General features: G+C 68.9%; 17 protein-coding genes and 2 tRNA genes. 3 read left to right on the top strand and 16 right to left on the bottom strand.

Going from position 1 to position 22,722, the window contains the following annotated elements; genetic code table 11:
- Positions 1-242: 242 nt before the first annotated feature.
- Together BLU38_RS30955 and BLU38_RS18025 are read left to right on the top strand one after the other, a co-directional pair.
- The gene (locus BLU38_RS30955; protein WP_157683541.1) at positions 243-1,433 is read left to right on the top strand and encodes a sensor histidine kinase; all 1,191 of its coding nucleotides are present in this window, start codon (positions 243-245) and stop codon (positions 1,431-1,433) included.
- Positions 1,423-2,094 (top strand): response regulator transcription factor, encoded by a 672-nt coding sequence (locus tag BLU38_RS18025; RefSeq protein WP_091526871.1) that lies wholly within the window; start codon positions 1,423-1,425, stop codon positions 2,092-2,094. The genes BLU38_RS30955 and BLU38_RS18025 overlap by 11 nt, the downstream gene beginning before the upstream one ends.
- A 699-nt stretch (positions 2,095-2,793) precedes the next feature.
- Here BLU38_RS18025 and BLU38_RS18015 read toward each other — a convergent pair.
- The 15 genes from BLU38_RS18015 to BLU38_RS17945 form a co-directional block, all read right to left on the bottom strand.
- Positions 2,794-8,361, bottom strand: coding sequence for an ATP-binding protein (locus BLU38_RS18015; RefSeq protein ID WP_231919905.1), 5,568 nt, complete (start codon positions 8,359-8,361; stop codon positions 2,794-2,796).
- Between the two features lie 101 nt (positions 8,362-8,462).
- Positions 8,463-10,556 carry a multicopper oxidase family protein gene (locus tag BLU38_RS18010; RefSeq protein ID WP_091526869.1) on the bottom strand — a complete coding sequence of 698 codons (2,094 nt, stop codon included), beginning with the start codon at positions 10,554-10,556 and terminating at the stop codon, positions 8,463-8,465.
- Positions 10,557-10,619: 63 nt separating this feature from the next.
- On the bottom strand, positions 10,620-11,321 hold the full coding sequence (locus tag BLU38_RS18005) for a response regulator (RefSeq protein WP_091526868.1): 702 nt from the start codon (positions 11,319-11,321) through the stop codon (positions 10,620-10,622).
- A complete protein-coding gene (locus tag BLU38_RS18000; RefSeq protein WP_231920406.1) occupies positions 11,318-12,505 on the bottom strand; it encodes a sensor histidine kinase in 1,188 nt (395 codons plus the stop codon). Before BLU38_RS18000 ends, BLU38_RS18005 begins: the two co-directional genes overlap by 4 nt.
- A gap of 66 nt (positions 12,506-12,571) precedes the next feature.
- Positions 12,572-13,960 (bottom strand): alpha/beta hydrolase, encoded by a 1,389-nt coding sequence (locus BLU38_RS17995; RefSeq protein WP_157683539.1) that lies wholly within the window; start codon positions 13,958-13,960, stop codon positions 12,572-12,574.
- A 99-nt stretch (positions 13,961-14,059) separates the two neighbouring features.
- Positions 14,060-14,629, bottom strand: coding sequence for a HEAT repeat domain-containing protein (locus tag BLU38_RS17990; protein ID WP_091526865.1), 570 nt, complete (start codon positions 14,627-14,629; stop codon positions 14,060-14,062).
- Positions 14,626-16,386 carry a malto-oligosyltrehalose trehalohydrolase gene (gene treZ / locus BLU38_RS17985; protein WP_197679763.1) on the bottom strand — a complete coding sequence of 587 codons (1,761 nt, stop codon included), beginning with the start codon at positions 16,384-16,386 and terminating at the stop codon, positions 14,626-14,628. The genes BLU38_RS17990 and treZ overlap by 4 nt, the downstream gene beginning before the upstream one ends.
- Positions 16,383-17,426: a UDP-N-acetylmuramate dehydrogenase gene (locus BLU38_RS17980; RefSeq protein ID WP_091526864.1), complete on the bottom strand. Its 1,044-nt coding sequence runs from the start codon at positions 17,424-17,426 to the stop codon at positions 16,383-16,385. Before BLU38_RS17980 ends, treZ begins: the two co-directional genes overlap by 4 nt.
- On the bottom strand, positions 17,423-17,830 hold the full coding sequence (locus tag BLU38_RS17975) for a MaoC/PaaZ C-terminal domain-containing protein (RefSeq protein ID WP_091526863.1): 408 nt from the start codon (positions 17,828-17,830) through the stop codon (positions 17,423-17,425). The genes BLU38_RS17980 and BLU38_RS17975 overlap by 4 nt, the downstream gene beginning before the upstream one ends.
- Positions 17,830-18,264 (bottom strand): FAS1-like dehydratase domain-containing protein, encoded by a 435-nt coding sequence (locus BLU38_RS17970; RefSeq protein ID WP_091526862.1) that lies wholly within the window; start codon positions 18,262-18,264, stop codon positions 17,830-17,832. The genes BLU38_RS17975 and BLU38_RS17970 overlap by 1 nt, the downstream gene beginning before the upstream one ends.
- A gap of 45 nt (positions 18,265-18,309) precedes the next feature.
- On the bottom strand, positions 18,310-18,993 hold the full coding sequence (locus BLU38_RS17965) for a sirohydrochlorin chelatase (RefSeq protein ID WP_157683538.1): 684 nt from the start codon (positions 18,991-18,993) through the stop codon (positions 18,310-18,312).
- 41 nt (positions 18,994-19,034) lie between these two features.
- Complete coding sequence (rpmG, locus tag BLU38_RS17960; protein ID WP_091532698.1) at positions 19,035-19,202, bottom strand: 50S ribosomal protein L33; 168 nt, start codon at positions 19,200-19,202, stop codon at positions 19,035-19,037.
- 34 nt (positions 19,203-19,236) lie between these two features.
- A tRNA-Met gene (locus BLU38_RS17955) sits at positions 19,237-19,312 on the bottom strand.
- A gap of 15 nt (positions 19,313-19,327) precedes the next feature.
- Positions 19,328-19,400, bottom strand: a tRNA-Thr gene (locus BLU38_RS17950).
- Positions 19,401-19,487: 87 nt separating this feature from the next.
- Entirely contained in the window at positions 19,488-20,135 is a 648-nt protein-coding gene (locus BLU38_RS17945) for a TetR/AcrR family transcriptional regulator (protein WP_091532696.1), read from the bottom strand.
- Positions 20,136-20,189: 54 nt separating this feature from the next.
- Here BLU38_RS17945 and BLU38_RS17940 point away from each other — a divergent pair, with 54 nt between their 5' ends.
- The gene (locus tag BLU38_RS17940; RefSeq protein ID WP_157683537.1) at positions 20,190-21,584 is read left to right on the top strand and encodes a DHA2 family efflux MFS transporter permease subunit; all 1,395 of its coding nucleotides are present in this window, start codon (positions 20,190-20,192) and stop codon (positions 21,582-21,584) included.
- Here the strand turns inward: BLU38_RS17940 and BLU38_RS17935 are convergent.
- Positions 21,544-22,695 carry an acyltransferase family protein gene (locus BLU38_RS17935; protein ID WP_091532694.1) on the bottom strand — a complete coding sequence of 384 codons (1,152 nt, stop codon included), beginning with the start codon at positions 22,693-22,695 and terminating at the stop codon, positions 21,544-21,546. The two genes, BLU38_RS17940 and BLU38_RS17935, sit on opposite strands and share 41 nt — an antisense overlap.
- Positions 22,696-22,722: the final 27 nt, after the last annotated feature.

The following is a 22,722-nucleotide window of genomic DNA, read 5'->3' as shown; positions in this document are numbered from 1 at the left end:
CGGGCGCTGCGGGGCCAGCGTGGAGCCGGGTGGCCGATGACCGGTGTGGTGTTCTGAGAAGCACGATCTCTCCCAGCAGGTCGGGGTTTCGCGGACCCGTCGATTGCACCGCCGGCGGCCGGATGACCGACAGCCCGGAACGTCGGCGATCGACGCTCCCTTGGTCGAGAACGATGCGACTTTCGTCGCGAGCAGCTCGCAGCCCCTCGCCTGCTACCCCATCGGTCGGTAACGTCGGCCGGGTGATCTCGGGTCAGCGGAACGGATGGGACAAGGTGACGGCCGTCGTGTTGGCCGTCGTCGCGCCGACGCCGTTGCTGCTGCACAGCGCGCCGCTCCCGTGGACAGCGCTGGTGATCATGGCCGCACAGTTGATCATCTCGCCGGCGGTCTGGTGCTACCGGCGGGCGCCGCTGCTGATCGGTACCATCCTGGCGGCTGTGGCGATCGTCGGATATCTGCCGCTCCTGGTCGACGACACCTTGATCGATTTCGCGTTGCTGAATTCCTGGACGCCGTTGGCGATCTCGAGCGTGGCAGCACACTGGCACTGGAATCGGAGCTGCTACCGCGGCAGCTATCGCCGCTGGCTGCTGCCGACCCTGCTGGTACTGGTGACCGTGCTGGCCACCCGACCGTGGCGGTTCAGCTTGGAGCACGGTTCGGTCGGCCTGCTGCACACTGCGGTACCGGCATTGGCCGGCATCTACCTGTCCACCCGGGCCGAGATGATCGCCAATCTGCGGTCCCAGGCGTCGCTGTCGGAACGGGAGCAGGAGTTGCGAGCCGAGCGAGCGCGATCACAGGAGCGGGCTCGGCTCGCCGCCGAGCTGCACGACTCGGTCTCCCATCGGGTCAATCTGATGGTGTTGCAGGCCGGCGTGTTGCGGATGACGGCCACCGACGAGCAGACGATTAGGTCCGCGGAGACGCTGCGCGAGACCGGCTGTCGAGCGCTCGATGATCTTGCCGACCAGCTCGGCATGCTGCGTTCGGCCGACAGCACGACACCCCGAGCACACAGTGCCGAGCCGGACGCCGGCCTACCCGATGCGCTGGACGAACTGGTCGAGGAGTCCAGAACGGTCGGACTGCCGGTGCGGTTGCAGATCGACGGTGCCATCGCACCGGTGGAGCCCGTCACCCGGCGGACCGCCTACCGGGTCGTCCAGGAAGGGCTGACCAATGTGCACAAGCACGCGCCGGGCGCAGCAACCACGGTGTCGGTGACCTACGCCCATGATCAACTCGAACTGATGGTGCAGAACGGGCCGGCTGCCGATCCGCCCGGAGCGAACTCGGCCACCGGCACCGGGGCGGGCCTGCGCGGTTTACGGGAGCGGGTGCAGATCCTCGGTGGCGAGCTGGCCGCCGCTGCCGACGCCGAGGGAGGATTCGTCATGACAGCACGGATTCCGAGCCATGTCGGCTGAGCGACCACCGATCAGGATCGTGATCGTCGACGACGAGCCGATGGTCTGCGCACACCTGTCGACGATCCTGTCCTCGGCCGACGACATCGAGATCGTCGACACCGCCGAGGACGGCGCGGCCGCGGTGGAGGCGGTCACCCGACACCGCCCCGATGTGGTGTTGATGGATCTCCGGATGCCCGGGGTGGACGGGCTGCAGGCGACAGCACGGATCGTCACCCTGGCGGATCCGCCGATCGTGGTAGCGCTGACCACCTTCGACGCCGACAGTTACACCGCCAAGGCGCTGCGCGCCGGAGCGTCGGGTTACCTGCTCAAGTCGACACCACCGGAGGACCTGATCAACCTGGTCCGGGTAGCCGCGGACGGCCACACCGTGCTGTCGGCCCCGGCGACCCGCAGCCTGCTCGGCGCCCAATCCGCTTCCAGCAAGGAAGACCTGCCCGACGACCTGACCGAGCGGGAACTCGAGGTCCTCGGCTGTCTCGGCCGAGGGATGTCCAATGCCGCGATCGGGCGTTCCTTGTTCCTGAGCGAAGCGACGATCAAGGGCTACGTGTCCCGATTGTTGATCAAGCTCGACTGCACCAACCGTACCCAGGCCGGCCTGCTCGCCCGCGAAGCTGGCCTGGACCGCCCTGAGAAGCCTCCATGGAGCTAGCGAACTGGATCTCGTGTACATTCCGATGTCCGTCAGTCGCCCGTAGACCGATTGGGCGGTACGCTCCAATCCGCCGGTCGGCCCGGAACGGACGGCCGGTTGGACGCAGGTTCTGTCAGGTTGCTGGCCGCCGGGGGGGGTTCCTACTGGATCGTCCGGCCTTCTCAGCTGGTGATTGATTGTTGACTACCGTCAATGCAGCATCGTGGAGTCGTTGCCGACAGCACTCGCACCTGCCGAACCCCCGAACACACTCCTCGACAGAGGTTCGTAACCAAACCGAGTCCCGCAGCGGCATCTCGCCTACGAAATCCCCGACGCGATACGCGAGCACGTGTTCCTCCGCAACCCGGGCAGCGTCTTCCCCTACTCCGCATCCGTCGGACGACAACCAAGATCACAGCATCCCCTACCGGGATGGGATTCCTGACCAGACCGGGGACGTCAAACTCGGACCACTGGCCCGACGCGAACACAACAGCATCACCCTCGGACCCTGGAACCGGCGACAACCCCAGCCCGGAACACACCTGTTCCGGGCTGCCGCACGGCAAGATCATTCTGGTCAACGAGACCGGCAACCACGACCTCGGACAGGGACCCTTCGCCCACCAGGTCTGGCAAGCCGCCGCACCCCAAAACAACGCCGCCTGAGACCCACCATCCGTACTCCACGGACGGGTCCCAGGCTGCGCGCGCTCAGCCCAGTCCGCGTTCGCCCAGTCCGCGTTCGCCCAGTCCGCGTTCGATGGCTTCGATGATCTTGGGCCGAAGGTCGGCGGCGGTGATCACTTCGTCCACCGAGCCGACCTCGACCGCTCGCTGGATGCTGTGCACCCGGTCGAACTCTGCCGCCACCTCGGCGATCTTCTCCGCCCGCAGCGCTGCCCGCAGGTCCGCGAGCTCGACGCCGAGCGCACCGCGATGATCTTCGGGGCTGTCGGCGATCTGGTGTTCCAGTTCGACGACCCGTGGGTCGGCTGCCGCCCGCTTGGCGACCTCGGAGGCGAACACCACTGCTGCGGCCGGTGCACCGCCCAGCACCGATGCGTACGACCCTTCGACGGCGAGCACGGTGAGCCGCGGATTCAGCCTCTTGGAGAAGACCACGAACGCGCCGCCGTGGTAGCGGGAGATCACGCAGAACACGATCGGGCCGTCGAAGTTGACCATCGCCCGGCCGATCTCGGCGCCGTATTCCAGTTGCAGATTGCGCATCGACTCCGGCGAGCCGTCGAAGCCGGACAGGTTGGCCAGTACCACGACCGGCCGGTTGCCGGAGGCGGCGTTGATCGCCCGGGCGACCTTTTTCGACGACCGCGGGAACAGCGTTCCGGCGGTGAAGGTGTCCGGCCCGTCGGCCGGCGGGAACCCGGCTCGCGGCACCGGGGTCGATTCGATCCCGATCAGGCTGACCGCGTGCCCACCCATCCGGGTGTCGACGGTGACCGCGGTCTCGGCCTCGGCCATCCCCGCCCAGCGTTCCAGCATCGGATGATCGGCATCGGAGACCGCCCGCATCACCGTACGGATGTCGAAGGCCCGTTTGCGGTCCGGATTGTGGGTGGCGCTGAAGATCTCGCCGACGGTGCTGAACTCGCCGCCGCCGTGCGGATAGTCGGTGACGTCCCGGTCGGCCGGGTCGACGGTGAGTGCTCGGCGCGGACCCGGTTCACCGGGAACCACGTAGCTGTGTTCGTAGTGCGCGAGAACGATGTCCAGGGCTCCGGCCAGGTCCGCGGCCCAGTACTGCGCCTGCCCGTTGGGGCCCATCACCCGGTCGTAGCCGCCGATGCCGAAGTTGTCCTCGGCCGAGACGCTGCCGGCGAAGTCCAGGGTCTGTTTGCCGGTCAGCACCATCGCGCTGTCCGGCGTCATCACCAGGATCCCCTTGGTGTGCATCAACATCGTGGCTTCGGCATTCCAGTACGGCTGGGCGCCGACGTTGATGCCGGCGACCACGATGTTGATCTCGCCGCCGTCCTGGGTGAACTCGACGATCCGCTTCAGCGCCGCGGCCACCCAGTCCATGTTCTCGGTGCCGCTGCTCATCGACACCCGGGCACCGGCCGAGACCGCATACCACTCCACCGGTACGCCGAGCTGTTCGGCGAGATCGAGGGCGGCCACGATCCGGGTGCATTCGGCCTCGGACAGCGCGCCCAGTGCCTTGGTCGGATCCCCGCACAGCACCACCCGGGTGACGCCCTGCGGATGCAGCGGCGTCGGGGTGGTGACGACGGCGACGATGATGCCGGCCGTGTTCTGGCCGCGTGGCCGGTCGACCGGTACGAGCTTGCCCGCCTCGTCGAGATCGTGCTCGATCAGAGTGCCGCCGCGGGTCAGCGCGGAGGCCAGCTCGTAGGGATAGACCAGGCCACGGCGGCGGGAACGCTTGACCTTGGCGGCGTAGTCGTCCAACGGTGCCAGCGGTTCGGTCGGCGGCGCAACGACGTCGGCGGTGGTGCCGCCGTCCGGACGGGCCCGGAATCTGATTGCGATCGGGTGCACCACGCCGGCCTCGTCGGCGACCTTGCCCTGGGCCAGCACCTCCTCGATGCCGGTGCCGTCGCTGAGCGGGGTGATCTTCTCCTGCAGCCCGGTCAGGTCGGCCAGCTCCGCCCGGATCGTCGGCCACACGGTGACCCAGACGTGATTCATCTCCAGCGACGATCCGGCCTGGCCGCGGGCGGTCCGGACCCGGCGGATCGCCTCCAGGCAGTTCTCCACCGCCCGCTCGGCGTGCGGCAGCGCGACCACCGCCCCGTCGTCGTCCCGGACGACCGCCATCTGCCGGACCTGAGCTGCGGCGACCAGTCGCCGATCGGCCGGATTGGAACGGGCCACGCACTCGTACAGCAGGACGTCGGACGGCGCCTCCAGCCGGGTCACGTCGAATTCGGCCAGCCGCCACAGGTTCAGCCGGCGACCGACCATCGGATGCATGCCACGGACCAGCGTGTCCTCGACCAGCTGATCATGATCATCGAAGTCGTGCCGGAAGGTGAAGTAGCCGACCGACCGGTCACCGTCGGGGCAGACCGCGATCGACACCCGCCGACAGGTCGCGACGAACTGCTGGCCGGTGAGCAGTTCCCGCAACCGGGCCAGCACCGCGTCCGGGTCGTCCGGCGGTTCCGGCCAGTGCAAGTAGAGCTCGGCGACGGTGCCCTGATCGGCGGAGTGTTCGGCGTCGATCACCGGACCGAGCGCCGCCCCCGGTGCGAGCTCGTCGATCCGGCCGATGGTGGACACCACCCTGGTCGGACCGTGTTTGCGGCTGAGGTATTCGGCCCGGACGACCGGTCGTCCGTGATGGTCACCGACGACCAGGTCGTGCAGGTCGTACTCGCGGTAGTGCCGCCTGATCAGCACCTCCAGCAGCGGCTCGTCGGCCGGCAGCCCGGCGACCAGCCGGTCCCGCAGGAAGCCCACCAGCCGTTCCGGAATCGCTGTCAGGGCGTCGATCCGGGCCGCCCGGTCGTCGGCGTCGGAGTCGGCCAGGGCTGCCACCTCGTCGGCGACGCCGTCCAGCACCCGGACCCGCTGACTGTCGACGATCGGCTGGTCGAACCAGCCGAACCGGATCGATCGGGCAAGATCACCGATCACCGGGAACCGTCGCTGGGTCGCTCGCACCATCCGTTCCAGCAGCGCCCGCGCCGACAACGCGACAGTCTCCTCCGGCGCGGGCAGCGTGTGCCAGCGCTGCAGGATGCCGACCACCACATCGACGTCGGCGCCGCTGTGCTGGGCCAGGAAGATCCGGAACAGCGCCATGTCCAGCTCCGCGCTGCGTTCCAGATCGGTCAGGCCGTAGTGGCTCAGTACCCGCAACAACTTGTCCCGGAAGTGCACCGGCAGGTCGCCGCGTTCGGGATCGAGGGTCCGCAGATAGGTGTGGAAGTACTCCCGCGAACTGTGTACCCGCAGTTCGGTCTGCAGTTCCTCGTCGGCGGGTCGATTGCGCAACAATTCGGCGAAGTCGGTGAACAGCTCGACCAGCGCCATCTCCTCGGCCAGCACGTCGACGCCGGTCGCGGCCAGCGCGTCCCGGCCGGCCAGGTAGCTGTCGATCAGTTCCCCGGTCCGGCCCGGGCTGATGTCGTAGCCCAGCAACAGATCCCGCAGTACGGTCAGGGCGAGGGCCGCGCGTCCGGCAGGGTCGAGGTCGGCGACCGGGTCGGCCGGCAGTTCGATCGTCCCGGCCCGCCCGGTCGACGGCTGTGTAGCGGGTGCGTCGTCGGTCGGCTCCAACCGGGCCAGGGCCTCACCGGCCTCCACCTGGGTGCCGGTCCGGACCAGCAGCTCCTTCAGCCGACCGGTCACCGGTGCCGGCAGTACGGTCTCCATCTTCATCGACTCCAGCACGATCACCGGTGCGCCGGCGACCACGTCGTCGCCGACAGCCACCGGGGTGCCCACCACCAGCGCCGGGGTCGGCGAACGCATCATGCCGCCCTCGTCGCGGGTGATCCGGTGCGCGACGCCGTTCACCTCGATCAGCTGGGTCGGTCCGTGGGTGGCGGTGACCAGCCGATAGCTCAGCTCGCCGATCCGCAGCCGGCGGTGGACCTCGTCGATCCGGTCCAGTTCGGCGACCACCGTCGAGGTGGTGCCGGTGGTGTCGGTGATCGCGACCCGATGGCGGTCCGGTCCGAGCTGCCCGACGGTGACGCCGTAGCCGACGCCGCGCAGCTTGAGCTCGATGGTCCGATCCGGCTCGTGCTGCAACTGCGGGCGGCCGCCGCGCGCGGTGCTCAGGAAGTGCGCGATCTCGGTCCGCTCCTGCTCGGTGTAGGACTCGATCGCCGCCGCGACCAGGGCGACGCCGGCATGCCGGTCAGCGATCAGCCCGCCGTCGGCCATCGTCCGGTCGATCCAGCCGGTGTCGGCCCAGGCCGGTTCGCCACGGGTGACGGCGGGGTCGTCGAGCAGCTCCAGGATGAAGCTCTTGTTGGTGGTCCCACCCTCGATCACGACGGTGGTCTCTAACATCGCGCGCCGCAGGCGGGCGAGCGCCTGCTCCCGGTCGGCTCCGTAGGCGATGATCTTGGCGATCATCGAGTCGAAGTCGGCGGGGATGCTGTCTCCCTCGGTCACCCCGGTGTCCACCCGGACCCCCGGCCCGACCGGCAGTTCCAGCCGGGAGATGGTGCCCGGCGACGGTGCGAAGGCCCGGTCCGGGTCCTCGGCGTTGAGTCGGGCCTCGACGGCGTGCCCGCGTTCGGCCGGACGGTCGCCGGTCAGCGCGTTGCCGGCGGCGACCTGGATCTGCAACGCGACCAGGTCGAGCCCGGTGACCAGTTCGGTGACCGGGTGCTCGACCTGGAGTCGGGTGTTCACCTCCAGGAACGCGAAGCTGCGGGTATCGGGGTGGTAGAGGAACTCGACCGTGCCGGCGCCGGCGTAGCCGACCGCCAGCGCCAGTCGTTCGGCGGCGGACTTGATCTCGGCGTTCTGCTCGTCGTCCAGCAGCGCCGACGCCGACTCCTCGATGACCTTCTGATTGCGTCGTTGCACCGAGCAGTCCCGGACGCCGACCGCCCAGGCGGTGCCCTGACCGTCGGCGATCAGTTGCACCTCGACGTGCCGGGCGCCGGTGATCAGCTTCTCGATGAACACCACCCCGCTGCCGAACGCCCGCTCGGCCTCGTCCCGGGTGCGTTGGTAGGACTCGACCAGGTCCTCTCCGCGGTCGACCCGGCGGATGCCCCGCCCGCCGCCACCCGCGGTGGCCTTCAGCATCATCGGGTAGCCGATCTCGTCGGCCACGGCCAGCGCCTGCTCCAACGTGTCGACCGGACCGCGGCTCCACGGCGCGACCGGTACGCCGGCCTCCTCGGCGATCAGTTTGGAGCCGATCTTGTCACCCAGCCTGCGCATCGCGTCGGCGCTCGGGCCGATGAACGTCACGCCCAGCCGGGCGCAGAGCTCGGCGAAGGCCGGATCCTCCGCGACGAAGCCCCAGCCGACCCAGACCGCGTCGGCACCGGTCTCGATCAGCGCCTGCTCCAGCCGGACCAGATCGAGGTACGGCCGTTCGGCGGCCGGCCCGAGCAGATGAATCTCGTCGGCCTCCCGGACGAAGGCGGCACCGGCATCCACATCGGTGTAGAAGGCGATGGTCCGGATCAGGTCGGGATCGTCGGCCGGCCGACGCGCGTTCAGGTCCCGGACCGCGTGGATCAGCCGGATGGCCGCCTCCCCGCGATTGACGATGGCGATCCGGGTCAACCTTGGCGCACTTCGGGTCAGCTTCGGCACCCCTCGACCTTTCCATGCCGCACCCCGACCGCGCACGCCGGACTCCTACAAAGACGACTTCGCGAAGTTGTAGGTGTCGATCAGCGCCGGGGCCCGGACCGTCATCGAGGGTGGTTCACGGTCCCGGCGCCGACGGCGTACGGGGTGCTGACGCCGGCATAGCCGAGATGCATCACCATGCCCTGCGCCGCATGCTTCAGATTGTGGCAGTGGTCCATCCAGATCCCTGGATTGTCGGCGCGGAAGGCGACCCGGTAGACGTCGCCGGGGCGGACCTCCAGGGTGTCGGTCCACCACGGACTGCCGGTGACCGGCTCGTTGTTGTGGGACAGCACGAGCACCGTGTGCCCGTGCAGGTGCATCGGATGATCCATGTGGCCACGGTCGACGAAGGTGGTCTCGACCAGGTCACCGCGCCGCACCATCAGCATCGGTGTGTGCGGGAACACCGCGCCGTTGATCGTCGGCGGGAACTGGAAGTGCCCGTCGAAGAAGCCGGGGCCGTCGTCCAGGATCATTCGGAACGACCGGTCGAAGTGGCTGTGCAGGCCGAACGGGGTCGGCGCCGGTGTGCCGTAGTGGGCCGGGTCGAACAGCGGTGCGGTCCGGGCGGCAGGAGGCGGGATGCTGCCGCCGCCCGGGGTGAGGACGAGGCCGGCCGTCGGGGCGAGCTCGTCGGTCAGCCGGACCGGATGGTCGGGCATGGTGAATTCCAGGTCGTACCGGCCGCCGACGGGCATCGGCAGCCGCGGGTCGGTCAGCGTGCCCGGTTCGTGCACGGCGTTGCCGTCGATCGCGGTGACCCGGGCCGGGGCTCCGGTGAAGGACAGCACCCGGGGGCCGGCGTCGGAGGTCAGGTTGTCGCGGGTGTTGGTCAGCCGGAGCCGGACCGGCGTCCCGGCCGGGACGCGGCGCCGGGTCAGCGTGTCATGGGTGCCCAACGCCTCGGTGTTGCCGTGATCTGTCGGCCAGGTGTGGGCCATCACCGACAGATCCAGCCCGGTCCGTGCCCGATGCCGGGGCAGGATCACCAACGGGCCGAACAGCCCCCGTACGACGGCCTCGGCAGAGACCTGGTGGGAGTGATACCAGAAGCTGCCGACCTGCTCGGCTCGGAACCGGTAGGTCATCGACCTGCCCGGCCGGATGGCGTTCTGGGTGACCCCCGGTACGCCGTCCTCGGCATTCGGCACCTCCAGTCCGTGCCAATGGGCGGTGACCGCCGTCCCGGGCAGATGGTTGATCACCGTGATCGCGACCAGGTCACCCTGGTGCATGATCAACTCCGGGCCGGGGACCCGGCCGTTGAACGTCCAGGCCCGGACCACCCGCCCCGAGCTGAGCCGGATGATCTTGGCCCGGGCGACCAGGGTGTAATGGACATCGGGGACACCGCGCGGTCCGGTCAGGTCGGCGACGCTGGTAGCCGATCCGGAGCCTGCCGTCGCGTGCCCCGGCATCCCGGCCGGCCCACCTCCCCAGTCCATGTCCGTCATCGCGTTCATGCTCACCCGATCGGGCAGCCGACTGGTCACCGTCCCGTAGCCGAACAAGGCGAGCAGGGCGAGCGCCACCGCAGCGATTCCGGATCCGGCTCGGACGCCTCGCAGCCACAACGGCCGTCGTCGATCATGGGGCGAGCCGATGCCGTCTCGGCGACGGAGCTGTCGCACCCAGAGCGCGGCAGCGACCGCCACCAGGATCACCCAGACGCCGGCGGCGTAGCTGCCATAGGGCGGCGCCGGTCGGTCGACGAAGACCACCCAGCAGTCGATCAGCGCCCCGACAGCAGCCAGCTGGGCGGGCACCACCGTCCGGGGATCGGCGGCGAGCCGGCGCAGCACGGTCACCGCCTCTGCCGTCTCGACCCGCGCCGACCGGGCCAGCCGGAACAGCCTCGGCACCGATATCACGATCATGATCACCGTCGGCACCAGAACAGCGGGAACGGCGAGCACGATCCGGTTGGAGGCGAAGTTCCAGTCCACCGTCCACAGCATCAACGCCAACACGATCTGCATGATCAGGAAGACGATGTTGATCATGAGGTGGATCAGGATCCGACGCACTGCACGGCGCAGCCGGAGTGCGCTGCGGCGTTCCGCGAGCTGGCCGATCCGATAGCCCGCGACCGCCATGATCATCATCAACGCCGGGCCGAGAACTTCACTGAGGTTTGCCGCCATCTCGAACATGACCTCAGCCTGCCCGGGCAGCGACAGGTTCGGCGTCCTGCCAGCGCAGTCACCTCATGAGGATCAGGACTCCCGGCGGCTACTCCTCGGCGAGTACGGCCCTGGGGTCACCAGGCCGCTCTGGTAGGCGAACACGACCAGCTGCGCCCGGTCATGGGCATCGATCTTGATCATCACGCGGGAGACGTGGGTCTTCGCGGTCAACGGGCTGACCACCAGCTCGGCGGCGATCTCGTCGTTGGACAGTCCGGCGGCGACGAGTTGCACCACCTCCCGTTCCCGGGCCGTCAGCAGGGCGAGCTCGGGCGGCTCCGGGCGGCGGATCTCATCCGGCATCTCGGACCGGGCGAACCGCGCGATCACGGCTCCGGTGACCTGGGGCGACAACAACGACTCCCCCGCAGCGATCAGCCGGATCGCGTGCAGCAGTTCCTCCGGCTCGGCGTCCTTGACCAGGAAGCCGCTGGCCCCGGACCGCAGCGCGGCGAACACGTCGGGTTCTTCGGTGAACGTGGTCAGCACCAGCACCCGGACACCGGTCAGCCGACTGTCCTCGGTGATCCGTCGGGTCGCGGTCACCCCGTCCACGTCGGGCATCCGCAGATCCATCAGGACGACGTCGGGCAGCAGGTCCCGGGTCATCGCCACCGCTTCCCCGCCGTTGGCCGCCTCGCCCACGACCCGCAGGTCCGGCGCGGTGTCGATCAGTCCCCTGAATCCGGCCCGGACCAGTGCCTGGTCGTCGGCCAACAGCACCCGGATCACGGCGTACCCGATTTCGGTCCTGCCGGCAGCACGGCCGTCACCCGGTAACCGCCGTCGGGGCCGGCACCGGCCTCGAATCGGCCACCCAACGCCTCGACGCGTTCGGCCATCCCGGCCAGCCCGTGCCCGGCGTCTCGTTGTCGGCGTGGTCCGACGCCGTCGTCGCGGATCTCGACGGTCACCGCGTCGGCGCCGTACTGCAAGCAGACCTCGGCTCGGGCGGCCGGACCCGCATGTCGCAGTACGTTGGTCAGGGACTCCTGGACGATCCGGTAGGCCGCGTGGTCCACCCGGACGGCCGGCGGATCGTGCTCGCCGTTGCCGGCGCTCCCGGTGGCTGCCGGGACGCAGCGCAGCTCCACCTGCAGCCCCGCAGCACGGACCGCGGCCAGCAGCGCCGGCAGATGATCAAGCCCGCGCCGCTCCTCCTCGGCACGGTCCGCCGTACCGCGCAGCGCCCCGAGAGTGGTCCGCATCTCGCCGAGCACATCCTTGCTGGTGTTGCGGATCGCGGTCAACGCCTCACGCGCCTGCTCGGAGTGATCATCCATCAGATACAACGCGGTACCGGACTGCACGGTGATGGTGGTGATCGCGTGTGCCACCGTGTCGTGCAGTTCCCGCGCGATCCGGAGTCGTTCCTCGACCATCCGCCGTTCGGCCTCCCGTTCCCTGGCCTGGGCGATCGCTTGCACCCGCTGCCGAGTCTGCTCGGCGTAGGCCTGCCGGCTGCGGATCAGGGCGCCGAGCAGCAGGGCGACGGCCACCAGCCCGAACTGCGGCAGGAACTGGTCGACGACGACCAGTGGCCGCATCCCGTTGCCGATCGCGACCACCATGCCGGCCGCCATCAACAACACCGGCACCGGAAGGGCGTGCCAGGGGCGGCCACCGCGAGCGGCGTCGAACAACGGCACCGCCAGCACCACCGCCGGCGGGAAGCCGGGGAAGCCGATCGAGTAGAAGATCAACAGCGCCACGCCGACCGCGTACACCTCGAGCAGCGGATGCCGGCGGCGCAGCAGGACCGGCGCCGCCATGGCGACGCCGAGCAGGTAGGCAAGCCAACTGCGCTGGATCGCCCCGGTCTCATGCCCGGTCGCGATGGCGATCTCGGCCACCACCAGGACCGCGCAGGCGACCGCACCATCGACCAGCCAGGATCGCCGCCCGAGCGGCTTCATCGCCACCCTGACAGCATAGTGATGCCGCCGGCGCGGGGATCGCGGTTCGCCGATCATGACCGGCGGTCAACCGAGCGAGGTCCGGAAGAACCGCACCACCTGATCGGTGAGCTCCGACGGCGACGGCCGTTGACCCGGAGCATCCAGACCGTGCCCCGCCCCGTCGACGGCCACCATCGTCGCCGAACCTCCGGCGGCCCGCAGAGCGTGGCTGAACCCGACGGACAGATCGAAGAGGACGGCCGAGTCGCGTCGGCCCTGCAGGATCAGAAAGGGCGGCGCACCCGTTCTGACATAGCTGGCCGGGCTCATCGCCCTTCGCACCCGCGGCGAGTCGCCGAGACTCACCGACAAGATCATCCGGACGAACGGACCCGCGTCACCGTACCGCGCCACATCGGGCGGCCCGAACATGTCCACCACGGCCTGCACCGCACTGGAGCGGTCCGCATACTGGCCACGATCGAAGCCGGCCGACGGGCCGACGAGGCCCAGCAACGATGCCAACTGGCCGCCGGCGCTGCTGCCCCAGACGCCGATCCGGGACGGGTCGACGCCCAGTTCGTCGGCGTGCGCCCGCAGGAACCGGACCGCACACTTGGCGTCGCTCAGTGGGGCCCGCCAGTCCGAGCCCGGGGTCAGCCGGTAGTCGATCGACGCGACGACGAATCCCGAAGCGTTCAGCCGTCGCTGCAGCCCGATGAAGAGTGCGCCGTCGTGACCGGCCAACTGCGCGCCGAGCCCGCTGGTCCGGCGATCGCCGATCACCAGTCCGCCACCGTGCACGTACAGCGCCACCGGTGCCGGGTCCGAGGTCGCGGCGACGCGCGGCAGGTAGAGATCCATCGGTAGCGGCACGCCGCCCGGGCGGCAGTACTCGACCGTGGACCGACGACCGGCGGGCAGCATGGTGACCGGACGGGTGGTCGCCGGGATCGACGGTCCGCGGAATCCCGACCCGGCCGTCACGACACTCAGGATGCCGAGCAACACGACCACGGTCAGCAGCGGCGCGGTCGCCATCAGGCCGATCAGCCGTGCCGAACGGCCGGGTGTCCGCATCGGCAGCACCAGCCTGATCACCGTCGTCGCCACCACCAGCAACTGGAGCCCGGCACACAACCAGCCGCCGATGCCCACCGTGCTGTTGAGCGGCAGGAAGGGATCGGGCGCGGGCAGGATCCGGCACTCCTCCGACAGCGCCCAGAGTGCGGCTATGCCGGCAGCACCGACGACCATCATGCCGATCGGCAGCCGGCGCACTCGGGCCAGCGCCCATACCAGGCCGATCGACTCGATCACCACCAGCAGCGCGAGGGTCACGGCGTACGGCCGACTCAGCCGCCAGATCGCCGGCAGCCCGACCGCGATGGCCAGGATGCCGCCGATCGCCGCGCTCGACGCGATCGCCAGCAACGGTCCACGCCATCGTCGACGGGTTTCGACATTCTCCATCCCGCCAGCGTCCGCGCTGACCAGCACCGGCACATCCTGCCTGCGCAGTCTCCGACCGATCGGCCGTACACCGTCCGGCTACGCCGGCCGGAGTAGTTGTCAGTCGTCGCCGGTGCCGGAGAGATCGCGGTCGAGTCGCTGCGCCATGGTGATCCGGGCCCGGTCCGCGGCGTCCGCCACCGACCGGTCCTGGTCGTCCAGGGCCTGTCGAAGGGCAGCGGCGTGTTCGGCCTCGCCCACATCGGCCAACGCCCGCACTGCGGCCGACCGCACCCGCGGCACATCATCGGCGACAAGCCGGGCAAGATCATCACCGGCCTGACCGAGCAGCCGGAGCCGGGCGACCTTGGCACACATCTCCCGGACCCGCCAGGCGTCGTCGGACAGCCCGGTGATCACGGCGGCGGTCGCGGTGTCGTCCCAGACGTAGAGCAGTCCCCTGGCCGCCCAGACCCGGATCCAGTAGTCGGGCGAGACGCCGTCCAGAATGCGTTGCAGGTGGTTGCCGCCGCCGAGGACGGTGAACGCCGGATCGCTGGGGTGTTCGATCGTCACGGCTCCGGACAGCACCTCGATACAGCGCTCGACGGTGACCGCCGTCCCGAGCCGGCGCTGGACGCTTGCCCAGTGCTCGGCAGGGGTGGCGCGCCGCTGTCCGGGAGTCGTCATGTCTCGGTACGGGTCCGGACAACGACGGCGGCATGACCACCGAGCTCGACGCCGTCGGCCACACCGCGGACCTGGCCGGCGCGGAACAGCTCCGCACCCGGGTTGCCATCGATCCGTACCGGCCGCTCGGAGAAGTTGATCATGATCTCGATCATGCCGCGGCGCAGCGCCAGCCAGCCGGCGGCATCGTCGCAGCGGACCGAGAGCTGCCCGAACCGGGGTTCGCGGAGGTCCGGCTCACAGCGACGCAGGGTGATCAGGTCGCGGTAGACCGTCAGCAGGTCGGCGTGTTCACCGGTGACCGGCTCGTCCCAGTCCAACTTCGACCGGATGAAGGTCTGCGGGTCCTGGGGATCCGGCACCACGCTGGTGTCCCAGTCCATGGCCGCGAACTCGGCCAGCCGTCCTTCGGCGACGATCCGACCGAGATCGGACTCCGGGTGGCTGGTGAAGAACTGGAACGGGGTCCGGGCGCCCCATTCCTCGCCCTGGAAGATCATCGGCGTGAACGGTCCGAGCACGGTCAGCACCGCGGCCAGCCGCAGCTGTTCGAAGCTGATCTTGGTCGCCAACCGCTCGCCGGCGGCCCGATTGCCGATCTGATCATGATTGTCCGAACAGACCACGAGTTGCCAGGTCCCGGTCTCGGTCAGGTCCAGGGGGCGACCGTGGCTGCGGCCGCGGAAGCTCGACCAGCCGCCGTCGTGGAAGTAGCCGTGTTGCAGCACCTTGGCCAGCGCGCCCGGGGCTGCGAAGTCTGCGTAGTAGCCGGTGCTGTCTCCGGTCAGTCGGACATACAGCGCGTGGTGGAAGTCGTCACTCCATTGGGCGGCCAGCCCGTAGCCGCCGGCCTGCCGGGAGCTGATCAGCCGGGGATCGTTGAGATCCGACTCCGCGATCAGGGTCAGCGGACGGCCGACCCGGCTGCTCAGGGAGTCGACCTCGGTCGCGAGTTCTTCCAACAGGTGCACGGCTCTGGAGTCGACCAGCGCATGCACCGCATCCAGCCGCAGGGCGTCGACGTGGTAGTCCCGCAGCCACATCAGGGCGTTGTCGATGATGTAGGCACGGACCTCGTCCGAGCCCGGGGCGTCGAGATTGATCAACTCACCCCAGGTGCTGTGTCCGGTCGTCAGATACGGCCCGAACCGGGGCAGGTAGTTGCCGCTCGGTCCGAGATGGTTGTAGACGACGTCCTGGACCACTGCCAGCCCGCGCTGATGGCACGCGTCGACGAACTCCTGATACGCCGCCGGGCCGCCGTAGCTCTCCTGGACCGCAAACCAGTCGACGCCGTCGTAGCCCCAGTTGTGCGTTCCGTTGAAGGCGTTCACCGGCATCACCTCGACGAAGTCGATGCCGAGCTCGACCAGGTGATCGAGGCGTCCGATGGCGGATCGCAGCGTGCCCTCGGGAGTGAAGGTGCCGATGTGCAACTCGTAGATCACCGCACCGGCTGGCTGCCGGCCGGTCCACTGTTGATCATGCCAGCGGTAGTCGGTCGGATCATAGGTCCGGGACAGTTCGTGGACACCGTTCGGCTGCCGGCGGGAACGCGGATCCGGCAGTGGCTGCTCGTCGTCGTCGAGCAGGAAGCCGTAGTCGAAGTCACCATTGCCGAGGTCGTCGGGCAGCGGCTCCGCCGGACGCCACCAGTCGTGTTCGTCCTTGATCATGCTCAACCGATGGTCGCCCGCGACGGCGACGATCCTGGTCGGCTTCGGCGCCCAGACCTGCAAGCGCCCTGAGGTGTTCACAGTGCGCAGTTGATCAGGTTGGGCTCGGGTTCCAGCGCGATGCCGTAGCGCGCCAGCACCCCGGCCCGGATCTCGCGGGCCAGGACGATCAGGTCGGCCGCCGAGGCGGCACCGCGATTGGTCAGCGCCAGGGTGTGTTTGCCGGACAGCGTGGCCGATCCGGAGCCGTAGCCCGTGCTGAAGCCGGCGTGCTCGATCAGCCAACCGGCGCTGGTCTTGATGGTGCCGTCCGGCTGATCGAATCGGGGCGCATCGGACGGCAGGCGTTCGGCGTCGGCCGCGGAAATGATCGGGTTGGTGAAGAACGACCCGGCACTCCAGGTGTCATGATCATCGGCGTCCAGCACCATGCCCTTGCTGCGACGCAGTGCCAGCACCGCGTCCCGTACGGTGGCTGCCGGCACCCGGGTGCCGACCTCGACCCCGAGGGTGTCGGCCAACTGGGCGTAGCGGATCGGTGCGGACAGATCGGCCAACGGCAGCTGCAGGGTGACCGACAAGATCAGGTACCGGCCCGGCTCGGCCTTGAACCGGGACCACCGGTAGCCGAAGCCGCAATCGGCGACGGCGAAGGTCTTCGGTTCGCCGCGCTCGCGGTCCCAGGTCCGGACGCTGGCCAGTGTCTGGCTGATCTCGGCGCCGTAGGCACCGACGTTCTGGATCGGCGTCGCGCCGACCAGGCCCGGGATGCCGGACAGTGGCTCCAGCCCGGACCAGCCCTGCTGGACGCACTCGGCGACCAGGTCGTCCCACGGTTCACCGGCGGCGAGCGTCAGCACCGCACCGGAGCAGCTGCTGACGTCGGCGTCCCGGCCACGGGTGTTGATCTTGACCGCGGTCCCGGCGAACCCGTCGTCGGAGATCAGCAGGTTGGAACCACCGCCGATGATCAACACCGGCTCGCCGGCGGCATCGCAGCTGCGGACCGCCTCGATCAGCTCGGCCTCGTCGTCGACGGTGATCAACTTGTCGGCCGGGCCGCCGACCCGGAAGGTGGTGTGGTCGGCCAGCGCGGCATCCGCCAGCACTGCCGCGCTCACGAGAACCGCACTTCTGCGGTCGCCATCCCGAGCACCTTCTCCTCGCCGCACCGGACGTCCAGTTGCACGGTGGCCACGTCGTCGGTGATCTTGGTGACCTTGCCGGCAACCGTCAGCTCGGCGCCGTCGTCGTCATCGGGAACCAGTACGGGTTTGGTGAAGCGGGTGAAGCAGCCGATCACCCGGGACGGATCCTCGGCCCACGCGGTGACGGCCCGCAGTGCGATCGCCATCGTCAGCATCCCGTGGGCGATCACGCCGGGCAGACCGAGCCGTTCGGCCTGGTAGGGCGAGTAGTGGATCGGGTTGAAGTCACCGGAGGCCCCGGCGTAGCGGACCAGCGTCTCGCGGGTCACCCGGGTGCTGAAGATCGGCAGCTCGTCGCCGACGCTCGGTGCGGTCATCACGCCTCCCCACGGTTGTGCAGGAAGGTCGACGACGCCGTACACACCTCGTCGCCCTCCACGGTCGCCAACACGACGTGGGAGTTGATCATGTCGACCGACCCGCGGGCCCGGACCTTGTCGATGGTCAGGGTCGCGGTCACCGTGTCACCGGCCCGCAGCGGTCGTCGGTAGCTGATCCGCTGATCGCCGTGCACGATCCGCCGCAACTCCAGCTCGAGTTCCTGATCGGCCCACAACGCATCCCAGGCACGGCCGGCGATCACAGCGGCGAAGGTGGGAGGAGCGATCGGGCCCGAGCCCTGCGCACCGGTCCCGGTGTAGGCCGGGTCGGTGTCGCCGATCGCGGCAGCGAATTCGGCGATCTTGCCCGCCGTCACCTGGTACGGGTCGGTGGGCGGGTAGCTACGTCCCGCATGGCTCTCGTCGATCACAGCCAGAACTCTATGCAAGGCTCCTGGGCTTGTCGAAGGACAGGCTCAGGGAGTACGGACGGCGGCGGCATAGCGTTCGACGACGAGCGGGACCAACGCATCCTCCAGCGGGGCGGAGATCGGGATGCCGCGGTCGGAAGCGGCGGCAGCGATCGAGTCCAGGAGCAGACCGCGCCCGACGAACAGGGCCAGCACACCGGCCAGGTCGGGATCGTCGGCGACGGCGTCGACCGCGCGCGGCGCGCAGGTCGCGAAGGCCGCTCGGACCGGGGCACCTCGAACCGCGGCCAGCCGCTCGGCCAGATCGGCGACGGCGGCATTGGCCTCGGGTCGCGACGAGCCGACCGAGGTCAGCAGGACCGGACCGTGATCGGGTACGGCCGCCGCGGCGGCCGCCGTCTGCAGCAGATCGAGCAGGGCGTCGGAGGTGCCGATGATGTCGGCGGTGATCAGCTCGATGCCGGAACTCGTCGCGGCAGCGGCGATCGTCGCCGGGGCGTCGGTGCGGGCATGGAAGGCCGGGGTGAAGAGCAGCGGAACGATGACCGCCGATCGTCGACCGTCGGCGGCCAGCCCGGCCGCGGCGGCGGCCAGGTCGGGTTGGTTGAGATCGAGGTAGGCGGTCCGGACGTCGAGTCCGGTCCGCTCGGCAACGGCCGCGGCCAGGGTGTCGATCGACGCGACGCCGTGCGGGTGCCGACTGCCGTGGGCAAGCAAAACGACCGGCACCCGCTCGTCGCGGATGCCGGTCGGGTGTTCGTCGGTGGCGTTCAGCGGGTCTCGCGGTGCGCGGTGTGCTTGTGGCAGCGCGGGCAGAACTTGTTGAGCTCGAGCCGGTCGGGGTCGTTCCGCCGGTTCTTCTTCGTCAAGTAGTTGCGCTCCTTGCACTCCGTGCAGGCAAGCGTGATCTTCGGCCGAACGTCAGATGCCTTGGCCATAGCCCCATACCTCGATCGTCGTCATCTTCACCAGTGGTAGCGGGAACGGGACTTGAACCCGTGACACAGCGATTATGAGCCGCTTGCTCTACCGTCTGAGCTATCCCGCCGCGGCGCCTCCGCCGAGCCCCCATGCGGAATCGAACCGCAGACCTTCTCCTTACCATGGAGACGCTCTACCGACTGAGCTATAGGGGCCTATCCACACCTCGTGGATCCGGCGCGACATCAGTCGCGCCGACACGCAAAGATACACAATGTCGGCCCCCGAACGCGAATCGAGATTCAGTCGGTCGGCGCCGGACGCTCCGACGGCTGCTCGTAGGCCCTCAGGAAGGTGTCGACGCCGGCGCTCGCCGCCCTGTCCAACCTGTCATCGGCGAGCCTGCTCCCGCTCGGATCGGTGAGCGTCTCCAACTCGGCGGTCACCAGCGCATAGAACTGCCGGGCCGCACGCATCGGATCGACGATCCGCAGATAGCCGGCGTTGCCGAGCATCGCCAGTCGACCGGCCAGCACTTCGGTTGCCTGATCCTCCACCCGGCCGCCGATCAGTTCGAGGATCTCGGGATCCCGCCGCGACTCCGCGGCGACCATCCGACGGAGGAAGACGTTGCAGTCCGATCGGTCGCAGGCCACCAGTTCTCTGCCGAGCCGATGAAGGTCCTGTCGCCAGCCCGCCTCGGAGAGATCGACGCCGCTGACCGACTGCCGCAGCAGCAGGCTCTGCTGAGCGACCGTGTCGACGATCGATTCCCGGAACAGGTTCAGCTTGTCACCGAAGTAGCTGTAGACGGTCGGCTTGGACACCCCCGCGGCCGCAGCGATCACCTCGACCCGGGCGCGCTCGTAGCCCTCGTCACCGAAGATCGGCGCCGCCGCATCCAGGATCGCGCGCCGCTTGTCTGTCCGCGCTCGCGCCCCAGCCGTCATGAAACCCATCCTAGCCATTGACTTTACTTTACGGTTCAGTTTAGTTTGACTGACGTGTCAGTTCACTCAGCTGGACCAGCGCGTACAGGCATCGGCAGCCGGGATGGTGACGGCCTCGGCGTCGTTCGGATCGCTCTCGCCCTCGCCGCCCTGACCACGGTGCTGGATGCCACCGTGGTCGGCACTGCTCTCGGAACGCTGGCCACCGAATTCGACGTCGGACTGTCGACGATTGCCTGGACCACCGTCGGCTACCTGCTCGCAACCGCGGCGGTGCTGCCCACTCTGGCCTTCGCGACGACCCGGTTCGGAGCGCGGCGGCTCTTCCTGGGCGGCATGATCATCTTCATCGCGGGCTCGCTGGCAGCCGCGCTGTCCACCTCGGCGACGATGTTGATCATCGCCCGAGTCGTCCAGGGCATCGGCGGCGGCATGGTCGAGCCGACCGCCATGACGCTGACCCGACGGCTCGCCGCGCCGGATCGGATCGGGCGGACCCTGGGCCGGTTCTCCCTGGTGATCAACGTCGCGCCGATCCTCGGTCCGCTCGTCGGCGGCGCTCTCGCCGCGAGCGGCCACTGGCGGGCGATCTTCGCCATCAACGTGCCGCTCGGCCTGATCGTGCTGGCACTGTGCTGGCGACGGCTACCCCGCCGGACCGCCGGGCAGGACGCCACGGTCCGGACCGACTTCATCGGGTTGGCACTGCTGACGGTCGGCTTCAGCGCGTTGCTCTTCGCGATCAGCCAGACCGGGGTCAGGACGACGCCCGCGGTGATCATCGGACTGGTACTGATAGCCCTGGTCCTGTTGATCGGCTACGGCATCCGGACGGTACGGGCCGATCCCGCCAGCAGTCCACCGCTCGACCTCCGGCTGATCCGCTTCCGGGGATTCGGTGCGGCACTGCTGATCATGGCCCTGGTCGGCATCCTGAACTACTCCCAGATGATCGGGTTGCCACTGTACGCCGAGCATCGCGGCCTGCACGGGGTGACAGTGCTGCTGTTGTACGTGTCCGTCGGGGTCGGCCTGATCATCGCGATGCCGAATGCCGGACGACTCAGCGATCGGTTCGGGCCGGCCCGGCTGGTCACCGTGGGCGCGGCACTGCTGCTGCCGTCGACGGCGGTGATCGCGGCCCTCGGCGAGACGCTGCCGCTGCCGGCCCTGCTGCTGTTGTTGATCATGGTCGGACTGGGCCTGGGGTCGGTGGCAGCACCGACGGTGTCCAGCGTCTACCGGACGGTCCCCGCTGAATCGAGTGCTCATGCCACAACCGGCGTCTTCATGTCGGTCCAACTCGCGGCAGCCTTCAGCGTAACGGCCCTGGGCGTCGCACAGTCCCAGCTGCCCGATCAGGCCGGCACGATCCAATACGGACTGTTCGCCGCATTGGCGGTCGTGATCATGATCGGCGCTTCTCGGCTTCCGGGATCACGGCGGTGAGGCGGCGCTGCTCGACCAGATCCTCGGTGAGTGCGTGTCGGGGCACGACCTGGCGACGCGCCATGAACCGTTGCTCGACGAACCGGTAGGAAAGCTCGGCGGCAACCAGGGTGGCGACCACGTTGGCCGGGATCCACCAGGGCCCTTCCCGTAGCGGTGTCAGCACCCAGGCCAGGAAGTTCTGCCACAGATAGATCGAGTAGGTCCGCCGTCCCAGCGCAGCCAGCAGCGGCAGCCCGAACAGCCGATGCAGTCTGCCGTCACCAAGATCAGCCTCTTGAGCAGCAAGAGTGGCAATCACGATCCCGGCGGCCACGACGACGGCGAACATGCCACCGGAATAGGTGAACCGATCCTCGATGCCGGTCGACAGACTCAGCGCGACGATCAGCACCAGACCGAGCACGGCCGGCCAACTGTGCCGGGACAGCCAGTGCAGCACCGGATCGGCGAGCCGCCAGCAGAACAGCATCGCCAACAAGCAGCCGAGCAGAATTCCCTGGGCGTGCAGCGGGCTGGTCAGATAGGCCCAGGGCACCGACCCGGTGCGGTGGAAGACAACTGTCTGCGCCACGGTCGAGCCCAGCATCGCCGCCAGGGTGACGAGCACCGCCGTTCGCCTCGACACCCGACGGATCATCAGCACCAGGACCAGCGGCCAGACGATGTAGAACTGCTCCTCCACCGACAACGACCACAAGTGATCGACCTGCCAAGGCGGTGAGTGGCCGAAGACGTCGGTCCAGTTGAAGGTGTAGCTGAGCACGGCGATATCGACCACGACGGCAACGACGATGTCGCGCCGGTCCGGACCGGTCACGAGCACCGCAAGGGTGAACACCACCAACAGGGCGATCACCGCCGGCAACAAGCGCCTGGCCCGCCGGATGTAGAAGCGTCGGAAGTCGACCCGCCCGGTTGCCGACAGCTCGGTCAGCAGCAGTGCGGTGATCAGGAATCCGCTCAACACGAAGAACACGTCGACACCGAAGATGCCGCCGGGAACGCTGTCCGGCAACAGGTGGACCAACGAGGTCAGCACGACGGCGAAGACTCGCAGGCCGTCGAGCGATGCGGATTTGGGCAGCCTTCGGACAGCTGTGTGCTCCATGTTTCCCCCAAGTGCCGGGCGGTTCAG

The sequence above is a fragment of the Microlunatus soli genome, assembly GCF_900105385.1.
Lineage (GTDB): Bacteria > Actinomycetota > Actinomycetes > Propionibacteriales > Propionibacteriaceae > Microlunatus > Microlunatus soli.
The sequence above is the reverse complement of the archived record's forward strand: the minus strand, read 5'-3'. Positions and strand labels throughout refer to the sequence as shown.

Bases quoted from the DNA above. Each gene is read 5' to 3' on its own strand.
- BLU38_RS18025 (WP_091526871.1), top strand. From the start codon at position 1,423: ATGTCGGCTGAGCGACCACCGATCAGGATCGTGATCGTCGACGACGAG.
- BLU38_RS18010 (WP_091526869.1), bottom strand. From the start codon at position 10,556: ATGTTCGAGATGGCGGCAAACCTCAGTGAAGTTCTCGGCCCGGCGTTG.
- BLU38_RS18000 (WP_231920406.1), bottom strand. From the start codon at position 12,505: ATGAAGCCGCTCGGGCGGCGATCCTGGCTGGTCGATGGTGCGGTCGCC.
- BLU38_RS17995 (WP_157683539.1), bottom strand. From the start codon at position 13,960: ATGGAGAATGTCGAAACCCGTCGACGATGGCGTGGACCGTTGCTGGCG.
- BLU38_RS17990 (WP_091526865.1), bottom strand. From the start codon at position 14,629: ATGACGACTCCCGGACAGCGGCGCGCCACCCCTGCCGAGCACTGGGCA.
- BLU38_RS17975 (WP_091526863.1), bottom strand. From the start codon at position 17,830: ATGACCGCACCGAGCGTCGGCGACGAGCTGCCGATCTTCAGCACCCGG.
- rpmG (WP_091532698.1), bottom strand. From the start codon at position 19,202: ATGGCCAAGGCATCTGACGTTCGGCCGAAGATCACGCTTGCCTGCACG.
- BLU38_RS17945 (WP_091532696.1), bottom strand. From the start codon at position 20,135: ATGACGGCTGGGGCGCGAGCGCGGACAGACAAGCGGCGCGCGATCCTG.
- BLU38_RS17935 (WP_091532694.1), bottom strand. From the start codon at position 22,695: ATGGAGCACACAGCTGTCCGAAGGCTGCCCAAATCCGCATCGCTCGAC.